A 15,947-nucleotide genomic window follows, 5' to 3' on the forward strand; every position below is an offset into this window, starting at 1 on the left:
TGGAATATTAAAAGTGGCCGGAAATAACCGGCATATGTGCCAGCAAAAATACATATTCCGATTGAAATGGCCTTCATAGCACATTGTTCTCGCGGCAGGCAGGCTTCCTGACTGTCTGAAAGTGTTTGCTAATCAGCACTTTGCTTCCTGTGCAGCAGCCGGGGCGTGTAAGAAATTATCAGATAACTCCAAACCGGGACTTTGCCCGAATCAGGGACTTTTTTGAGCAGTTCCATGCGTTCGGTAGCAAACGTTGAAGAAAGACCATAGATAATTTCCAATCTTTTCACAGGCTTGTAATTGACGGAAATGTCGTTTTCGAAACCCAGATAATTGCCGGAGAAGTTTTTGCTTTCGCTAAGCGGATGTTTGGAATAAAACAGGTGAAAATCCGAACGCACGCTAATTTTTTTATTGATTTGATATAAAATAAACAGATAAGGGTTAACCAGCCCTTTATCATTCAGATCGGCGGGAAACCGGGTGAACAGGTTCATATTGCCCATGAATTTCCATGCAACACCATACAGCGGTACAAACGAATTAGAAACGTTTTTGGGAACCGTTCTCCTGTCGCCACTGATTATTTCGGCGCCCAGACGTAATGTGGCTTTGTTCACGACTGCGCTAATCTCGGGCTGAATGTAATACGCCCTGATTTTCTTAGCGGCAGCATTTTCGCCATACTGGTAATATGCATTCACCGTTCCGTAAAGCCAGCCCTGGCTGTACTCCAGTCGTCCGCCGTTTGTAATGCGCTGATAATGATGCTGCTGCTTGCTGCTTTTGTCAAAATCCTCCAACGTATTAATGGTGGTCAGTGTAATATGGTTTTTAAAAGTGTATTTCAGATGATGGACAAAAAGCAGATTATACTGATGCGATGCTACGGGCGAGTAGGCCGCATCAAAAGCACTTCCATAGGGCCGGGTGAATGCAATCGTCAAATCCGTATTCACCTGTTTATTGAAGAAAAACCGGATGCCCTCATGTGCCCGGCCCTGCTGACTCCATGGCGCTGCCGAGAAGATCCGGCCATTATCCAGAGTCAACGCCTGCCTGCCAACGCGGACAGAAATGTGTTTGTTAATAAGCCCTTCGGCATACAACTCATACGCATTAACGCTGCCAATGCGCGAAACCTGACCCGATTTCCCCCAGACGTGAATTTCCTGAGGAGAGGCGTGAAACCTGAAACGCTTGGTCAGGTAATTGATACTTAGTCTGTTCCTTTGCGTGACGAACAATTCCGGCATGACCGAATCAGCGGGTGTAAGCATGAAATTATCCCGAAACTCGGCACGCGGCCTTACTTCGAAATCAATGATCAGCTCTTTCTTAACCGAATCGCTATCCTGTGAGAAAACAGGCAAATTCAGGATGCAGCAACATCCGAAAACCAGCAGCAAGACACGCCACATCAAATGACCCGCTCCATATAAATCGTTTCTTGAATTGGATTAAAATAATAAGGCTCGATGGCCTGAAAGCCAAAGGATTCGTAAAGGTTCCTGGCCTTGGTCATACTGCTCAAAGTGTCGAGCCGGATCTTTTTGTAACCCAGCCTGCTTGCCGACAGGATTGCGCTTTCGAGTAATGATCTGCCAAAATTAAATCCCCGAAAATCCGGGCGGACATACATGCGTTTCAATTCCGCGGTCTCGTCGTCCAAGCGCCTGATTCCCGTACACCCGGCCAGCAAGTCGTCTTTATAAACGAGCAGAAGAGCGCCGGTTGGCCGGTCGTATTGCTGGCGGATGGACTCCAGTTCTTTGGAGAAATTCTGAAATGACAGATCAATGTCGAGCGAGTTGGCATATTCTGCAAAAAGCTCTTTCGCCTGTTCAAACTCCTGATCTGTTTCAGCTGTCTTGTAAATGGTCATTCCCGTCATTACTGCGGTAGTTAAGCATGTAAGTCAGGTCGAAAATAGTTGAAAAGCCCAACTATTTCACGCGGCAAATCTTCAAATAGGTTTTGAGGCAAAATAATCTTGTTATATTCCAAATTATGCTTTTGCAAGAAATTGAGATGTATGCTGATTTTGGTATAAAGAGGGAATATTTCAACCTGTATCCGGCGCTTTGAGAACGTTGCCGGTAACGTATGCATAAAAAAATTGTGAGAATGCGTTGCTCGTGATGTTAAATGCCGTCAAATTAAGTTGACACTAAAACTATGAGGCGCATGGGATCGTCGAAAAGTTATATTCCGGCGACCATATTCAGCAGATTTATACCAACTTAAATACATGATGACATTCAAATTACGATTCGCGAACATTGCTTTAATGGCGCTTTACTCCTTAGGCGCTGCCGCCCAGAGCAGTGAAAATTATAGCTGGACAAACTTGCCGAAAGCCCGGCAGCCTGTGTTTAAGCAAGATACGGTCCGTATTACAGCATACGGCGCAACACCGGATGGCCGTACATTGAATACAGAAGCCATCCATAAAGCCATTGATGCCGTGAATAAAAAAGGGGGAGGCGTCGTGCTGGTGCCGGTGGGACTCTGGATGACCGGACCTATCGTCATGAAAAGCAACATTAACCTGCATTTAAGTGAAAATGCAACGCTGCTTTTCACGCCCGACAAAACGCAATATGCCCTTACCGAAGGATTTTATGAGGGGAAAAGCGCAGCCCGTAACCAATCGCCCATTTCGGGTATCAACCTCGAAAATGTCGCTATTACCGGCAAGGGTATTGTGGATGGCAATGGTGACGTCTGGCGCGCGGTGCATAAAAGCCAGTTGACCGAAAGCCAATGGAAAGAAAAAGTGGCGTCAGGAGGCGTTCTGAAAGACGATGGCAAAACCTGGTATCCAAGCCAGCAGTTTAAGGATGCCAGCACCGGAAATAAAAGCATGTTGCTCACTGCCGGCAAAAAGCCAGCAGATTTTGCTGATATGAAGGATTTCCTGAGGCCTAACCTCGTTGTTTTCAACAATTGTAAAAAAGTGTTGCTCGAAGGCGTAACATTCCAGAACTCGGCCGCCTGGTGTATCCACCCGCTCATGTGCGAGGATCTGACAATTCGAAACGTGCGCGTAAAAAATCCGGAATATGCGCATAATGGCGACGGAATGGATATCGAGTCCTGCAAAAACTTTTTAATTGAAGGCTGCACGCTGGACGTTGGCGATGATGCGATTTGTATCAAATCGGGCAAAGATGAAGAAGGCAGGAAGCGCGGCATGCCTACCGAAAATGGTTTGATCAGAAATAACATTGTTTACAACGGGCACGGAGGTTTTGTGGTAGGCAGCGAAATGAGTGGAGGGGCAAGGAATATTTTTGTTCAGAACTGCACATTCATGGGCACCGACAAAGGGCTGCGTTTCAAATCCGTCCGGGGTCGGGGAGGCGTCGTCGAGAAGATCTATGCGAAGGACATTTATATGAAGGACATTGCGCAGGAAGCGGTGTTCTTTGATCTTTTCTATTTTGTAAAATTTGCCACAGATGGCGCTCGTGACATGCGGGAAGTGGTGAACGAAGGAACGCCGGTTTTCCGCGATATGCATTTTGAGAATATTGTTTGCAATGGCGCCACAAAGGGCGTGTTCATCCGGGGGCTCGCCGAAATGCCTGTCCGCAACATTGTTATGGAGAATATGGTCTTAAAAGCGGAAAAGGGCATTGAGCTCACCGACGGCGATCAGATCCGGTTCAAAAATGTAAAGCTGATCACCGAGCATACCAAGCCGGTTATCTTCATTGAAAATGGCACGCAGATCCGTTTTGACAAGATCAGTTATAATGACAAAAGCGATGTTCTCATTTCAGTGAACGGAGAGAGAAGTGCAGACATTAAAATGGATAATACGGACTTCTCCAGAGCGCAAAAAACCAAAGAATTGAGCAACGGTGCACAAGATAAAAGCCTGACATTAAAGTAATAATTTCTAAATAACCCATGCCTTTTTTTAACTAAAAACCATTAGTTTACGTTTTTTACAAAACACTGTGAATCTATTTGTCAGGTAAAAAATACTTTGGTTTATGAGTTCAAATTTAGACGACAAGCGCAGGGAACTATTTGAGCTTCATAAGGCTAAATTAGGCACAGATATGCCGCTTATGAGGAAACCTGTTGAAAAAGTAGTTGTTGAAAAAAAAGTCGAACAGCCAAAACAACCAACCAGCAGAAAGAACAAGATTAAATATGCGGTAATTGCCGTGACGGGAATCGTTGTTGTGATTGAATTGCTATTTTTGGCAAAAGAGGCGGGTTGGTTGAAGTAAACTGCGAGTGACTTAAATGAAGGGGACGTTCCTTAAAAATATGATAAGCCTGGGTTTGTTTTGCCTGGGCATGTTCCCTGTTTTAGCGGCCGAGAATGGGAGAGTGCTGCGCTATTCCCTGAAAGAAGGCTTGTCATTTGGCATAGTCAACAGCATTGTCCAGGATAAGCAGGGACTGATGTGGCTCGCAACCGGTGACGGGCTCAACCGTTTCGACGGCACATCGTTCAAAGTCTTCAAAAACAGTCCCGACGACAAGCAAAGTCTTTCCGGAAACTATGTCAAATCCGTTTTTTGCGACCGGGACGGCACGATCTGGACCAGCTCCCGCAATGGTCTTAATAAATTCATTGCCGAAAAAGAGATCTTCCAACGCCACACGCCTATGCCTGACAAGGGCGTTTCGGGCACAGACGTAAGCGATATTTCCCAGGCAAGGGACGGTAACCTATGGGTCTCACTGAATGGAGCAGGGTTTGCATTGTTTGATAAAAAAGCAGAGCGGTTCACTTACTATAACAAGCAAAATCTTCCTAAACTCAATACAAATGCCATCCTGAGTGCATTCGAGGATTCGAAAGGATTGCTATGGCTCGGCACGCGGGAATCGGGAATTGATGTTTTGGAAGTTGGTCAAAACAGGAAGCTTTCAAAAGCGAACATAAGCCTGGCAAGTCTGCCAGCCACCCGCATTAACAGCATTTACGAGGATCATTTGAGCAACATATGGATCGCTTCGGCCAGAGGCCTGATTCTCTTTAAGCGGAACGAAGCCAGGTTTTACGTGATCCATCTTCCTGGAAACCACCGGAGCGACATTTACCTGTCATTACGCGAAAACCACCGCGGGCAGCTGCTGGTAGGCGTTCAGGACGGCGGCCTGTACAGCCTCGACCTGACGCAATTAGCTGACCGTAAGCCGGAAGCATACTCATTTGAAAAGGTCAATAATTCACAAAACGAAGGCATCACGCAGCGTTCGGTCCAGACGATTTATATGGATGCCGATCGCAACATCTGGCTGGGAACTTATGGCGAGGGAGTTTACCTGATCAGCAGCATTCCGGAAAAATTTAAGAGTTTTGAAAAGAAAATACAGGATTCCCGTGCCGAAAGTTACCTGCGATTTTACGGAATGTGCGTGGATAAAGATGGCTATCTGTGGCTGGGAACGGATGGAGATGGTATTTATAAAACCAAAAACTCAGGAGAAACCGTTAAACATTATGCGGTTACCAACGCCCCGGGCGGGCTGTCCGATGGTGCCGTCATTGCGGCGCATCGCGGGCGCGACGAATATCTGTGGTTCGGCACATATTCGGGCGGGCTTTTTCAGTATGATCCTAAAAAAGATACATTCAAACAGTTCGCGAACATTCCCGGGGATCCGACCAGCCTGAGTAAGAATGATGTGCGTGTCGTTTATGAAGACCGCAAACGCAACTTGTGGGTAGGCACCAATGGCGGCGGGCTGGCGCTGCTCGACCGTCAAACCGGCAAGTTCCGGAACTTCGTAACCACAAACAGCAGCATTAATTCCAATGATGTAAGGGCGATCGACGAGGATAGTCAGGGAAACCTCTGGATCGGGACCTATGGCGGCGGGCTTAACTATTTAAATGTTAGTACGATGCAGTTCAGGTCGTTTTTCAACGAGCCGGGGAAAGCAGGATATTTGTCAAACCGCATCATATTCTCGCTGCATTACGACGCCAAAGAAAGGTTATGGATCGGATCGGAAGGAAACGGACTTTTGGTTTACGACACGAAAAACGGAACAACAAAACATTTCACCGAAAAGAACGGTCTGGCGAATGATGTGATCTACGCATTTCAGGAGGAAAGCATTGATAATGTATGGTTTAGTACCAATAAGGGAGTGTCCCGGATCAATCTCCCCAGCAACCGCATCGACCATTACGACCAGAGCAACGGGTTGCAGGGCGGGCAGTTCAATCCCAATTCCACCCTCTACATTGCAAGCAGCAATGCCATGGTTTTTGGGGGCACCGAAGGGTGGAACCTCTTCGTGCCAACGGACATTAAACCATCTGACTACAAGCCGAAAGTAATGATCACCGGGCTTCAGTTATTCGGGCAAAGCGTAGCCGTGGGTGCCAAAAAAGATGGAAAGGTCATTCTGGAAAAACAGATCGCTGACCAGGAGGAGATTGTTTTACAACCCAGTCAGTCGGTTTTTACCATTCAATACACCGCATTGAACTACGCTTATCCGGACCGTAACCAATTCGCTTACAAGCTGGAAGGCCTCGATCAGGATTGGAACTATGTGCAAAACGAGCGCTCGGCGACTTACCGTTATCTTCCGCCGGGTGATTACGTGTTCAAGGTCAAATCGGCCAATCAGGATGGTGTATGGTTTGAGAATGAGGCGGGTCTGCATGTGCGCGTGCTGCCGCCGTGGTATCAGACCTGGTGGGCTTATCTGCTTTATATGGGCATCGCAGCGCTGGTGATTTACTACTACCAGCAATATAAGATCCGGCAGGCGCGCCTGAAATATGAGGTGCAGATGGCGCATTTCGAAACCCAGAAGGAGAAAGAGCTTAACGAAAAGAAGCTTTCCTTCTTTACACACATTTCCCACGAGTTCCGGACACCATTAACGCTGATTATCAACCCTGTAAAAGAGCTCTTACTCAAAGCAGAGAACCGCCATCCCGATCAAAACAGCCTCAACATTGTATACCGGAATGCCAAACGTCTGCTGAGTATGGTGGATCAATTGCTGCTTTTCCGCAAGGCCGACCGGGAAGCAGACAAGCTGAACCCGGCCATTCAGAACATTACCAAACTGGCACTCGAAGTTTTTCAATGTTTCACGCATCAGGCTGAGCAGAAGCACATTAATTATCAGTTTATCAGCCCGAACGAAGACCTGGAACTGGTTGCAGATCGTGAAAAAATAGAAATTGCGCTTTTCAACCTCGTTTCAAATGCGGTCAAATACACGCCCAAAAACGGAAGTGTGACATTGGAAATCGGCGAAACAGGCGATCAGGTGCAGATTACCGTAAGCGATTCGGGCCCGGGTATTCCTACAAATGTAGGCGACAGCATCTTCTCCGTTTTTCATCAATTCCACGACGGCCGGTTTCCTTCCAAGGGCGGTTTTGGCATTGGTTTATTTTTAACCAAAACTTTTATTGAAAGCCATTTCGGGAGCATTCATTACGAATCGGTTGTTGGCAGCGGCACTGTTTTCAAGGTTTTGCTCTGGAAAGCGCATCCGCAGTTGGTGTCCGCCGATCTGCTGACCATTGTGGAAGAAGGCAATTCTGTGTTGCTGGAAGAACTCTCGGAAGATGGCGTAATGCTCACACCATCGGCCATTTCGCGTCACCAGCTGGTGGTGGAAGAGCTGAGTTCTGATGTAAAGACCATGCTTATCGTGGAGGACGACGCGGATATCAGGCAGTATATCGGCCAGGCTTTCGCAGGAAAATTCAAGCTTCTGCAGGCGGAGAATGGGGAAGAAGGCATCCTGCTGGTCAGAAAACATTTACCCGACATTGTCATCAGCGACGTTTTCATGGAGGGCATCAGCGGCATCGACATGTGCAGCCAGATCAAAAGCGACATCACATTGAGCCACATTCCCGTTATTCTGCTCACTGCCAGCACTTCCCAGGAATCGCGGCTGAAAGGCATTGAAGGCGGCGCGGACGATTACATCAGCAAGCCGTTTGACAAAGCATTACTAATGGCACGCGTGGACGCGATCCTGAAAAGCCGCAATGACCTGCAGCGATACTTTTACAATGAAATCACACTGCAGGCCAATGACTCCAAAATCTCCTCCGAGTATAAAGAATTTTTGAAAGAATGTATCCGGGTTGTCGAGAACCATCTGACCGATCCGGACTTCTCCATTAAGGTGCTCGCCGCCGAGATCGGCATGAGCCATTCGACCTTGTATAATCGCATCAAATCCATATCCGGGCAATCCACCAACAGCTTCATCCGCTTCATCCGCCTGCGCCGCGCAGCCCAGATATTGATCACGACCGACATCACGATTTCAGAGGTGGCTTACCAGGTCGGGATCAATGATATCAAGTATTTCAGGGAGCAATTTTACAAGCTTTTCGAAATGAAGCCCTCGGAATATGTCAAAAAATACCGAAATCCGTTCCATGAGAATTTCCAGGTAAACAGGGGTGTTTTTCAAAATAAATTGGACAATTAGCCGATTCAGTTACAAAATTTCTTTTCGAAGCGCCCGATTTTTCCCGAATCGGGCGCTTTTTATTGATATACCCCCTTCTTAATGTGAAAATGACCCCTGTCGGTCAAATACAAATAATCATACTTTTGATTGATCAATTCATAAAAAGGGCGACATGCTTTTTTTGTGCTGACAACCAATCACCTTAATTATTTTAAACATCGATTTATGATAAAATCTTTTCGAAGCAAGTGGGCTTTGCCTGGAATGCTTAACGAAACTGAGGGCAGGATGTGGAAGCATATCCGGCTGACTGTGTTCCTGGCCGCTATCGCGTTTTTCGGCTACACGCAGGTTGCTGTCGCGCAGTCTGCAATCACGGTAAAAGGAACGGTTACTGCCGACAACGGCGACGCACTTCCGGGCGCCAGCGTAATCTTAAAAGGAACCTCGACAGGAACCACGACTGACGCAGACGGGAAATATTCACTCAACATTCCCGACGCCAACGGCACGCTCGTATTTACCTACATTGGCTATATCAACCAGGAAGTTGCTGTGGCTAACCGCAGTGAAATCGACGTAAAACTCGTGACCAATGACAAAACATTGCAGGAGATCGTGGTGGTAGGATACGGCACACAGAAAAAAGCAACGTTGACCGGCTCGGTGTCGGAAGTAAAGGGTGCTGACATTGTGAAAAGTCCGCAGCCAAACCTTTCCAACTCACTGGCAGGTCGTTTTTCGGGTTTTGTGGCCAATAACAGAGGCGGAGAGCCGGGTTATGACGGTTCCAGCTACACCATCCGCGGTTTCGCATCCACAGGAAACAACGACGTGCTGATCGTGGTCGACGGGATTCCTGGCCAGGTGGGCGGTTTGGAGCGTTTGGATCCTAATGACATTGAAAGCATTTCAATCCTGAAAGACGCTTCGGCAGCTGTGTACGGAAGCCGCGCTGCGAACGGTGTTATCCTGGTTACGACAAAAAGGGGAACAACAGGCAAGCCGGTGATCTCTTACAGCTTCAACCAGGGTTTCTCATCACCAACCAGGCTTCCAAACCTGGCCGACGCCCCGACATACGCATCGATTTTGAACGAAATCGACTACTATAACAACCCTGCCGGCGGCATGAACCAGTTTTATACAGCCGAAGAAATTGAGAAGTTCAAGAACGGATCGGACCCATTGAATTACCCGAACACCAACTGGCAGAAAGAGACGCTGAAAAGTTTTGCATTGCAAAATCAGCACAATCTGGGTATCAATGGTGGAACGGAGAATGTAAAATACTATGTGTCGCTGGGGACGATTTACCAGGATGGTTTGTATAAAAACGGCGCTACGAAATACAAGCAATACAATTTCAGGTCGAACATTGACGCTAATGTAACGCAGGATTTTAAAGTAAGCCTTTCTTTATCAGGCCGTCAGGAGAACAGACAATTTCCTATTTCGTCTGCCGGTAACACTTTCCGCTCCATTTACCGCGCTTACCCAACCGTTATCTCGCGCTACCCCAACGGAAATTATTCGACAGGCGTGGAAAACAGCAATCCGGTCGTGTTAGGAACGGATATGGGTGGAACCACTAGCAACCCGACTTCGGTATTCAACGGGATCGTTCGTGCCAGTTACAACATGCCGTTTGTAGAAGGGCTGTCTGCTGATGGGTTTTACTCCGTGGATAAATCATTCAATTTTTCCAAAAGTTTCAGCACGCCTTACACGCTTTATAATTACAATGGCGACACCGGCGCTTATAATGCAGTGGTAACGGGCGGTTCTGCGGGCCTTGCCTCACTCACGCAATCGCAACTGAACATTACCAACATTACCCAGAACATCCGGGTGAGCTTTTTGAGACAACTGGGCAATCACAATGTAAATGCATTCGTCGCTTACGAGCAGAACAAGCGCAACGAAGTGAAGTTCGACGCTTCCCGAATCAACTATCCGACGGTTTCCACACCGGAACTTTCGCAGGGAGGTGCAGCGGCAACGGACAAAAACAACTCCGGAAGCAGCTATAACTTCACCCGTAAAAGTGTGATCGGGCGTATCGCTTACAATTTCAGCGAAAAATACCTGGCCGAAGTGCAGGCGCGTATCGATGGTTCATCCGTATTTCCGAAAGGAAAGCAGTTTGGTTTTTTCCCTTCTATATCAGCAGGTTACCGTATCTCGGAAGAGGATTGGTTTAAAAACAGCGTGAATTTTATCAATGATCTGAAAATCCGTGCTTCCTATGGTTCACTGGGTAATGATAATGTGGGTCAATTCCAGTATTACAACAATTACTCGTTTGTAAATCAGTATGTGCTGGGTTCCAATGTGATCACGCCGGGTATCGACCTTACCAAACTTGCGAACCCGAACATTACATGGGAAGTTGCCAAGAAAATGGACATTGGTTTGAATGCAGTTTTTCTGAAAAATTTCAGTCTGGAAGTCATTTATTTCCAACAAAAAAGATCTGATATCCTGGCTGCCAGAAATGCTTCCATTCCGAACACTTCCGGTATAGTTAACCCGTTCAAAACGAATGATAACACGCCATTGGTGCCCGATCAGAACATTGGAAAGGTCAACAGCGCGGGTTTTGAGGCTACACTGGGCTATAACCATTCAGGCACATTCCGTTACAACATTTCAGGTAACGTGACTTATGCAAAAAGCAAGGTCGTGTTTATAGACGAAGCACCGGGAACATTGGATTACCAGCGTCAGACAGGCGGGCCGCTTTACACCAACCTGCTATATAACTCAATTGGCATTTTCCGCACGCAGGCAGAACTGGACGCATATCCGCACCTGAAGGGCGCTCAACTGGGAGATTTAATCCTGGAAGATTACAACGGCGACGGCCAGATCACAGCCGACGATCAGACCCGGACACCTTACGGAAATGTGCCTTTGCTGACTTACGGATTGGTCTTGAATGGCGGTTACAAAGCGTTTGATGCATCGGTTGTTTTTTCCGGCCAAGGCATGGTAAGCCAGTATGTGCTTCCCGAATCGGGCCAGGTAGGAAACTTTTACAGCAGCTGGGCCGACAACCGCTGGAGCCCGGCTAACCCCGAAGGTTCTTATCCGAGAGTGGATACACGCGCTTCGTCTTCGATCAATGGTGGGCTTTATGCCAACACATTCTGGCTTGATAATGCATCCTTCGTGCGTTTGAAAAACATTGAAGTGGGTTACACATTGCCAAAAGACGCATTGTCCAAGATCAAGATAGCTTCCCTGAGAATTTATGCCAGCGCATTTAACCTGTTTACAATCACCGGTGTCAAAGATTACGATCCCGAAGGAAACAGCACGAGCGGACAATTTTATCCGCAGCAGAGGATCTTGAACCTGGGTTTGAACATTAAGTTTTAAAGAATACTGAAATGATAAAGCAATTAAAAAATATACTGATCACAGCCGTTTGCGGAGCTTGCGGGCTCGTGGTTGTGGCTTGCCAGGAAAATTTCCTGGATGTGGTTCCTACCGACCGTGTTTCCGATGCATCCATCTTATCCGACTCGGTCCTTTTTGAGGCATACGTGATAAACCGTTACATGGGCACACGCCTTACTGATAAAGAAGCAGAAGGCACTTTGCCAGGTTTCGGACGCGGTTTCGAATACGCCATGTGGTCGTCCCTTACCGACGAATCAATTTACAACAACGATGACAACACCTGGGTGATCCAGCGTGGACAGCTTGCACCTGAAAACACAGGCATCGCCGGAACCCTCTGGGGCAGAAGTTACCGAAGCATTCGCGAGATCAACTATGCGCTGGCCAATGTGGACAAGGTTCCGATGAGTCAGGGTAAAAAGGACAGATTAAAAGGAGAACTCCAATTCCTGCGTGCCTTCCGCTATCACGACCTGATCCGGAACTATGGGAAAGTGGTTTTAATGGGCGATAAAGTGACAGAACTCGGCGACGACCTCACAAGCCAGGACCTTTTTAACCGCTCCGAAATCAAGGCGGGAGTTGAATATGCAGTTGCACAACTGGACGAAGCCACGGCGCTTTTGCCCAAGGACAATGACAACGGATCCTGGAAACTGGGCCGCGCTACCAAAGGAGCCGCTATGGCTTTGAAAGCGAGATTATTGCTTTACGGTGCGAGTCCTTTGTACAATGCTGCAACATGGGCGCAGGCAGCCGCCGCTTCCAAAGCAGTAATGGATATGAATAAATACAGCCTTTATACAGGCGGTTATGGCAAAATATTTACAGTAGCCGACCATTCTGAGATCATTTTCGGCCGTCTTTACGCACAGGGAGCACGCCACGTGGCGCTTGAAATTGCCAACGGCCCGAATAGCTACAATGCCTGGGGCGGCAATGTTCCGGTTCAAAACCTGGTAAATGATTACGAGATGATGGACGGGACCAGAATTACAGAAACCGGAACCAGCTATAATCCGCAAGATCCCTACAAAGGAAGAGATCCGCGTTTTTACGAAACCATTCTCTACAACGGCGCGCCCTATCGTGGAAGCACAATCCAGACCTTCACGCCGGGTGGAAAAGACAGCAAGGATGGCCCGTCCAACTGGAACACTTCCAAGACTGGTTACTATTTGAAAAAATTCATGAACGACGCCCTGCCGATTGACAATCCATGGGACATCGCCGGAACACAAACGTGGATCTACTTCCGCTACGCCGAAATCCTGCTCAACTACGCAGAAGCGCAAAACGAAGCAGTAGGCCCGGATGCATCCGTATACGCAGCCATCAACGCAATCAGACGACGCCCAGGCGTAATGATGCCCGTATTGAAAGCAGGGCTGACCCAAGCGCAGATGCGTGAAAAAATCCGTAACGAGCGCCGCATTGAGCTAGCCTTCGAAGAGCACCGCTTCTACGACGTCCGCCGCTGGAAAATTGCCAACGTAACCGAAAATGCACCAGCAAACGGCATCGAAATCGGTAAAAGCGGCAACACCTTCACTTACAAGGTAAAGGAAGCCCTAACCGGCAAAGCATTCACAGAAAAGCAATACTGGCTGCCAATCCCAAGAGCGGAAATCCAGGCTTCGAACAATAAGCTGGAACAGAATCCTGGGTATTGATCTCCCTTCGGCCGCCCGGCGGCCCGGTCCGCTCAGGGTGACGGGGCGTTGTGCTAGCCGGTAGCTTGGGTGGAAGCCCTTCGGCTCCGCTCAGGGTGACAGGTCACCTGCTCTGACACCCTGAGCGGAGCCGAAGGGCTAGCACTAAGTCGCTGGGCACCATGCCCTGTCACCCTGAGCGGAGTCGAAGGGCTAGCACCAAGTCGCCGGCCAGCACCATGCCCTGTCACCCTGAGCGGAGCCGAAGGGCTAGCACTAAGTCGCCGGCCAGCACCATGCCCTGTCACCCTGAGCGGACCGGGACGCCGGGCGGCCGAAGGGCAACCACCACGGCGCTGAGCACCCCAAAAAGCCCAACCGCCAATAAACTATACCCAACCCAACCCCAACCCAACCCAACCCAAACCCAAAAACACCTTGAACCCAACAAACAAACTTCTCCCAACACTTCTCCTGGCCCTGACACTTACATCCTGCTCCTCAGCAACGCCGGGGACTGTTAATGGTCCTGGTGGGAAATCGGAGCCTGTTACTATTACGGTAAGCCCGGCCAAAACTTTCCAGACGATTGATCATTTTGGCGCTTCGGATGCGTGGTCCTGCCAGTTTGTGGGCAACTGGCCGGATGCGAAACGGAATGGGATTGCCGATTTGCTTTTCAGCAGCGATACGCTTGGTAACGGGAAGCCGAAGGGCATTGGATTGTCATTATGGCGGTTCAACATTGGTGCCGGAACGGCTGAGCAGGGCGATGCAAGCGGGATTAAGGACGAATGGCGGCGTGCTGAGTCGTTTTTAAATGACAATGGCACTTACAACTGGAATAAGCAGGCCGGGCAGATCTGGTTTCTGAAAGCTGCGAAAGAGCGTGGCGTCAACGAGTTTCTTGCATTCCCGAACAGCCCGCCGGTGCAATTTACCGTGAACAAAAAGGGTTATGCCAATGCAGGAAAACCGAATTTAACGGCCGAAAACTTTAATAAATATGGCGACTTTATTGCCAATGTCGTGAGCGGCGTGCGCGAAAAGACGGGCATCACTTTCAACCACATTAGTCCGGTAAATGAGCCGCAGTGGGACTGGAGCGATGGCGGGCAGGAAGGGACGCCGTTTTATAACAATGAGATTGCAGGCATCACCAGATCGCTGAGTGCAGCATTGCTCAAAAACAAGCTGTCTACCAAGATCGACGTGGCTGAAGCCGGGCAGATTGATTATCTCTATTCTGAATTTAACAAGCAGGGCCGAGGCAACCAGATCCACGCATTTTTTGATAAATCATCGCCGGATTACATTGGTAACCTGCCTAATCTGACCCAAACCATTTCCGGACACAGCTATTTCACAACTTCTCCTTATGCCAAGGCTGCCTCAAAAAGACAGGAAATTGCGAAAGCATTGCAAGCAACGCCGGGACTGAAATACTGGATGTCGGAATATTGTATTTTGGGAGATAATGATGGTGAAATCCAGGGTTCGGGGCGTGACCTGGGGATCGATGCAGGCATTTACATAGCCAAAGTGATCCACAATGATCTGGTGAATGCCAATGCTTCGGCCTGGCACTGGTGGATTGCGATTTCACCCTATGATTACAAAGACGGCCTGATTTATATAGACAAAAACAAAACCGACGGCAGTTACCAGTCGTCCAAAATGCTGTGGGCATTGGGTAATTACAGCCGTTTCGTGCGTCCGGGTGCAGTCAGGACCGAAGTTTCGGCTTCTGCTGCCAGCGAAGGATTGTTGATTTCTTCGTATAAAAACACGGATAACCAGCTTGTAACGATCATCATCAATGACCAGTCCAAAGCAACCGATATTACATTAAATTCGTCGGCAAACAAGCTTTACAACGTTAAAATCTACAAAACATCTGCCTCCGCAGACCTTGAACCCGTATCGGTTATAGCCGGAAGTCCGGTGTCGATCGAGGCCAAAAGTATTGTGACCATCGTGGGCAGGCTGGCGCAATAAAAATCATTTTACTTGTGATTACAGTCGTCGGGGGCTATTTTTAGGCCGTGAAAAGGTTTATCCGAAATATGCTCCTGACGATTGTCATTCTTGATACAACATCCTTGTATCAGGTGATGAAGGCGCCGTCGCTTATCAAGCATTTTCTCGAACACAAATCACTGGATCAGAATGTGAGTTTCGTGGACTTCCTTTCCATGCATTACTGGGGCGAAGATCTGAACGATAATGACGACGAAAAGGATATGCAGCTGCCTTTCAAAAAGATTGAAATGCACCATGCCAGTTTCTTCTTCGTTGCCCACCCGGAACGGTTCACTTTTGTACACCATTCACAACCCATCAGCAAGGCCGATTACGGCCCCGACCAGCCTCAGGTCGCGTACAACACAACGCTGGGCTCCCTCTTTCGCCCGCCCCGAGTTTAAATATATATCAATGTTAAGGATT

Annotated in this window: 9 protein-coding genes; 7 read left to right on the forward strand and 2 right to left on the reverse strand. The window is 48.2% G+C overall.

Translation table 11 applies throughout. The annotated features are described in order from the left end of the window. Nucleotides 1–128: 128 nt before the first annotated feature. Together L0660_RS17850 and L0660_RS17855 are read right to left on the reverse strand one after the other, a co-directional pair. Nucleotides 129–1,421 (reverse strand): alginate export family protein, encoded by a 1,293-nt coding sequence (locus tag L0660_RS17850; RefSeq protein WP_235160604.1) that lies wholly within the window; start codon nucleotides 1,419–1,421, stop codon nucleotides 129–131. Then, on the reverse strand, nucleotides 1,421–1,894 hold the full coding sequence (locus tag L0660_RS17855) for a GNAT family N-acetyltransferase (RefSeq protein ID WP_233797925.1): 474 nt from the start codon (nucleotides 1,892–1,894) through the stop codon (nucleotides 1,421–1,423). The genes L0660_RS17850 and L0660_RS17855 overlap by 1 nt, the downstream gene beginning before the upstream one ends. A 357-nt stretch (nucleotides 1,895–2,251) precedes the next feature. Here L0660_RS17855 and L0660_RS17860 point away from each other — a divergent pair, with 357 nt between their 5' ends. The 7 genes from L0660_RS17860 to L0660_RS17890 all read left to right on the forward strand — a co-directional run bounded on the left by L0660_RS17860 (nucleotide 2,252) and on the right by L0660_RS17890 (nucleotide 15,925). Continuing rightward, nucleotides 2,252–3,901: a glycoside hydrolase family 28 protein gene (locus tag L0660_RS17860; RefSeq protein WP_235160605.1), complete on the forward strand. Its 1,650-nt coding sequence runs from the start codon at nucleotides 2,252–2,254 to the stop codon at nucleotides 3,899–3,901. 103 nt (nucleotides 3,902–4,004) lie between these two features. Then, the gene (locus L0660_RS17865) at nucleotides 4,005–4,247 is read left to right on the forward strand and encodes a hypothetical protein (protein ID WP_026631396.1); all 243 of its coding nucleotides are present in this window, start codon (nucleotides 4,005–4,007) and stop codon (nucleotides 4,245–4,247) included. Nucleotides 4,248–4,263: 16 nt separating this feature from the next. Next, the gene (locus tag L0660_RS17870; protein WP_235160606.1) at nucleotides 4,264–8,457 is read left to right on the forward strand and encodes a two-component regulator propeller domain-containing protein; all 4,194 of its coding nucleotides are present in this window, start codon (nucleotides 4,264–4,266) and stop codon (nucleotides 8,455–8,457) included. Nucleotides 8,458–8,664: 207 nt separating this feature from the next. Next, complete coding sequence (locus tag L0660_RS17875; protein WP_233797928.1) at nucleotides 8,665–11,823, forward strand: TonB-dependent receptor; 3,159 nt, start codon at nucleotides 8,665–8,667, stop codon at nucleotides 11,821–11,823. An 11-nt stretch (nucleotides 11,824–11,834) separates the two neighbouring features. Continuing rightward, entirely contained in the window at nucleotides 11,835–13,520 is a 1,686-nt protein-coding gene (locus L0660_RS17880; RefSeq protein ID WP_235160607.1) for a RagB/SusD family nutrient uptake outer membrane protein, read from the forward strand. 417 nt (nucleotides 13,521–13,937) lie between these two features. Continuing rightward, nucleotides 13,938–15,497 (forward strand): glycoside hydrolase family 30 protein, encoded by a 1,560-nt coding sequence (locus tag L0660_RS17885; protein WP_235160608.1) that lies wholly within the window; start codon nucleotides 13,938–13,940, stop codon nucleotides 15,495–15,497. A 68-nt stretch (nucleotides 15,498–15,565) separates the two neighbouring features. Further along, nucleotides 15,566–15,925, forward strand: coding sequence for a hypothetical protein (locus L0660_RS17890; protein WP_233797931.1), 360 nt, complete (start codon nucleotides 15,566–15,568; stop codon nucleotides 15,923–15,925). Nucleotides 15,926–15,947 lie beyond the last annotated feature (22 nt).

The sequence above is a fragment of the Dyadobacter sp. CY351 genome (assembly GCF_021502625.1).
Taxonomy (GTDB): Bacteria; Bacteroidota; Bacteroidia; order Cytophagales; family Spirosomataceae; genus Dyadobacter; species Dyadobacter chenhuakuii.

Excerpts from the sequence above, each read along its gene's own strand:
- L0660_RS17850 (WP_235160604.1), bottom strand. The coding sequence starts at position 1,421 with ATGTGGCGTGTCTTGCTGCTGGTTTTCGGATGTTGCTGCATCCTGAAT.
- L0660_RS17855 (WP_233797925.1), bottom strand. The coding sequence starts at position 1,894 with ATGACGGGAATGACCATTTACAAGACAGCTGAAACAGATCAGGAGTTT.
- L0660_RS17860 (WP_235160605.1), top strand. The coding sequence starts at position 2,252 with ATGATGACATTCAAATTACGATTCGCGAACATTGCTTTAATGGCGCTT.
- L0660_RS17865 (WP_026631396.1), top strand. The coding sequence starts at position 4,005 with ATGAGTTCAAATTTAGACGACAAGCGCAGGGAACTATTTGAGCTTCAT.
- L0660_RS17870 (WP_235160606.1), top strand. The coding sequence starts at position 4,264 with ATGAAGGGGACGTTCCTTAAAAATATGATAAGCCTGGGTTTGTTTTGC.
- L0660_RS17875 (WP_233797928.1), top strand. The coding sequence starts at position 8,665 with ATGATAAAATCTTTTCGAAGCAAGTGGGCTTTGCCTGGAATGCTTAAC.
- L0660_RS17880 (WP_235160607.1), top strand. The coding sequence starts at position 11,835 with ATGATAAAGCAATTAAAAAATATACTGATCACAGCCGTTTGCGGAGCT.
- L0660_RS17890 (WP_233797931.1), top strand. The coding sequence starts at position 15,566 with ATGCTCCTGACGATTGTCATTCTTGATACAACATCCTTGTATCAGGTG.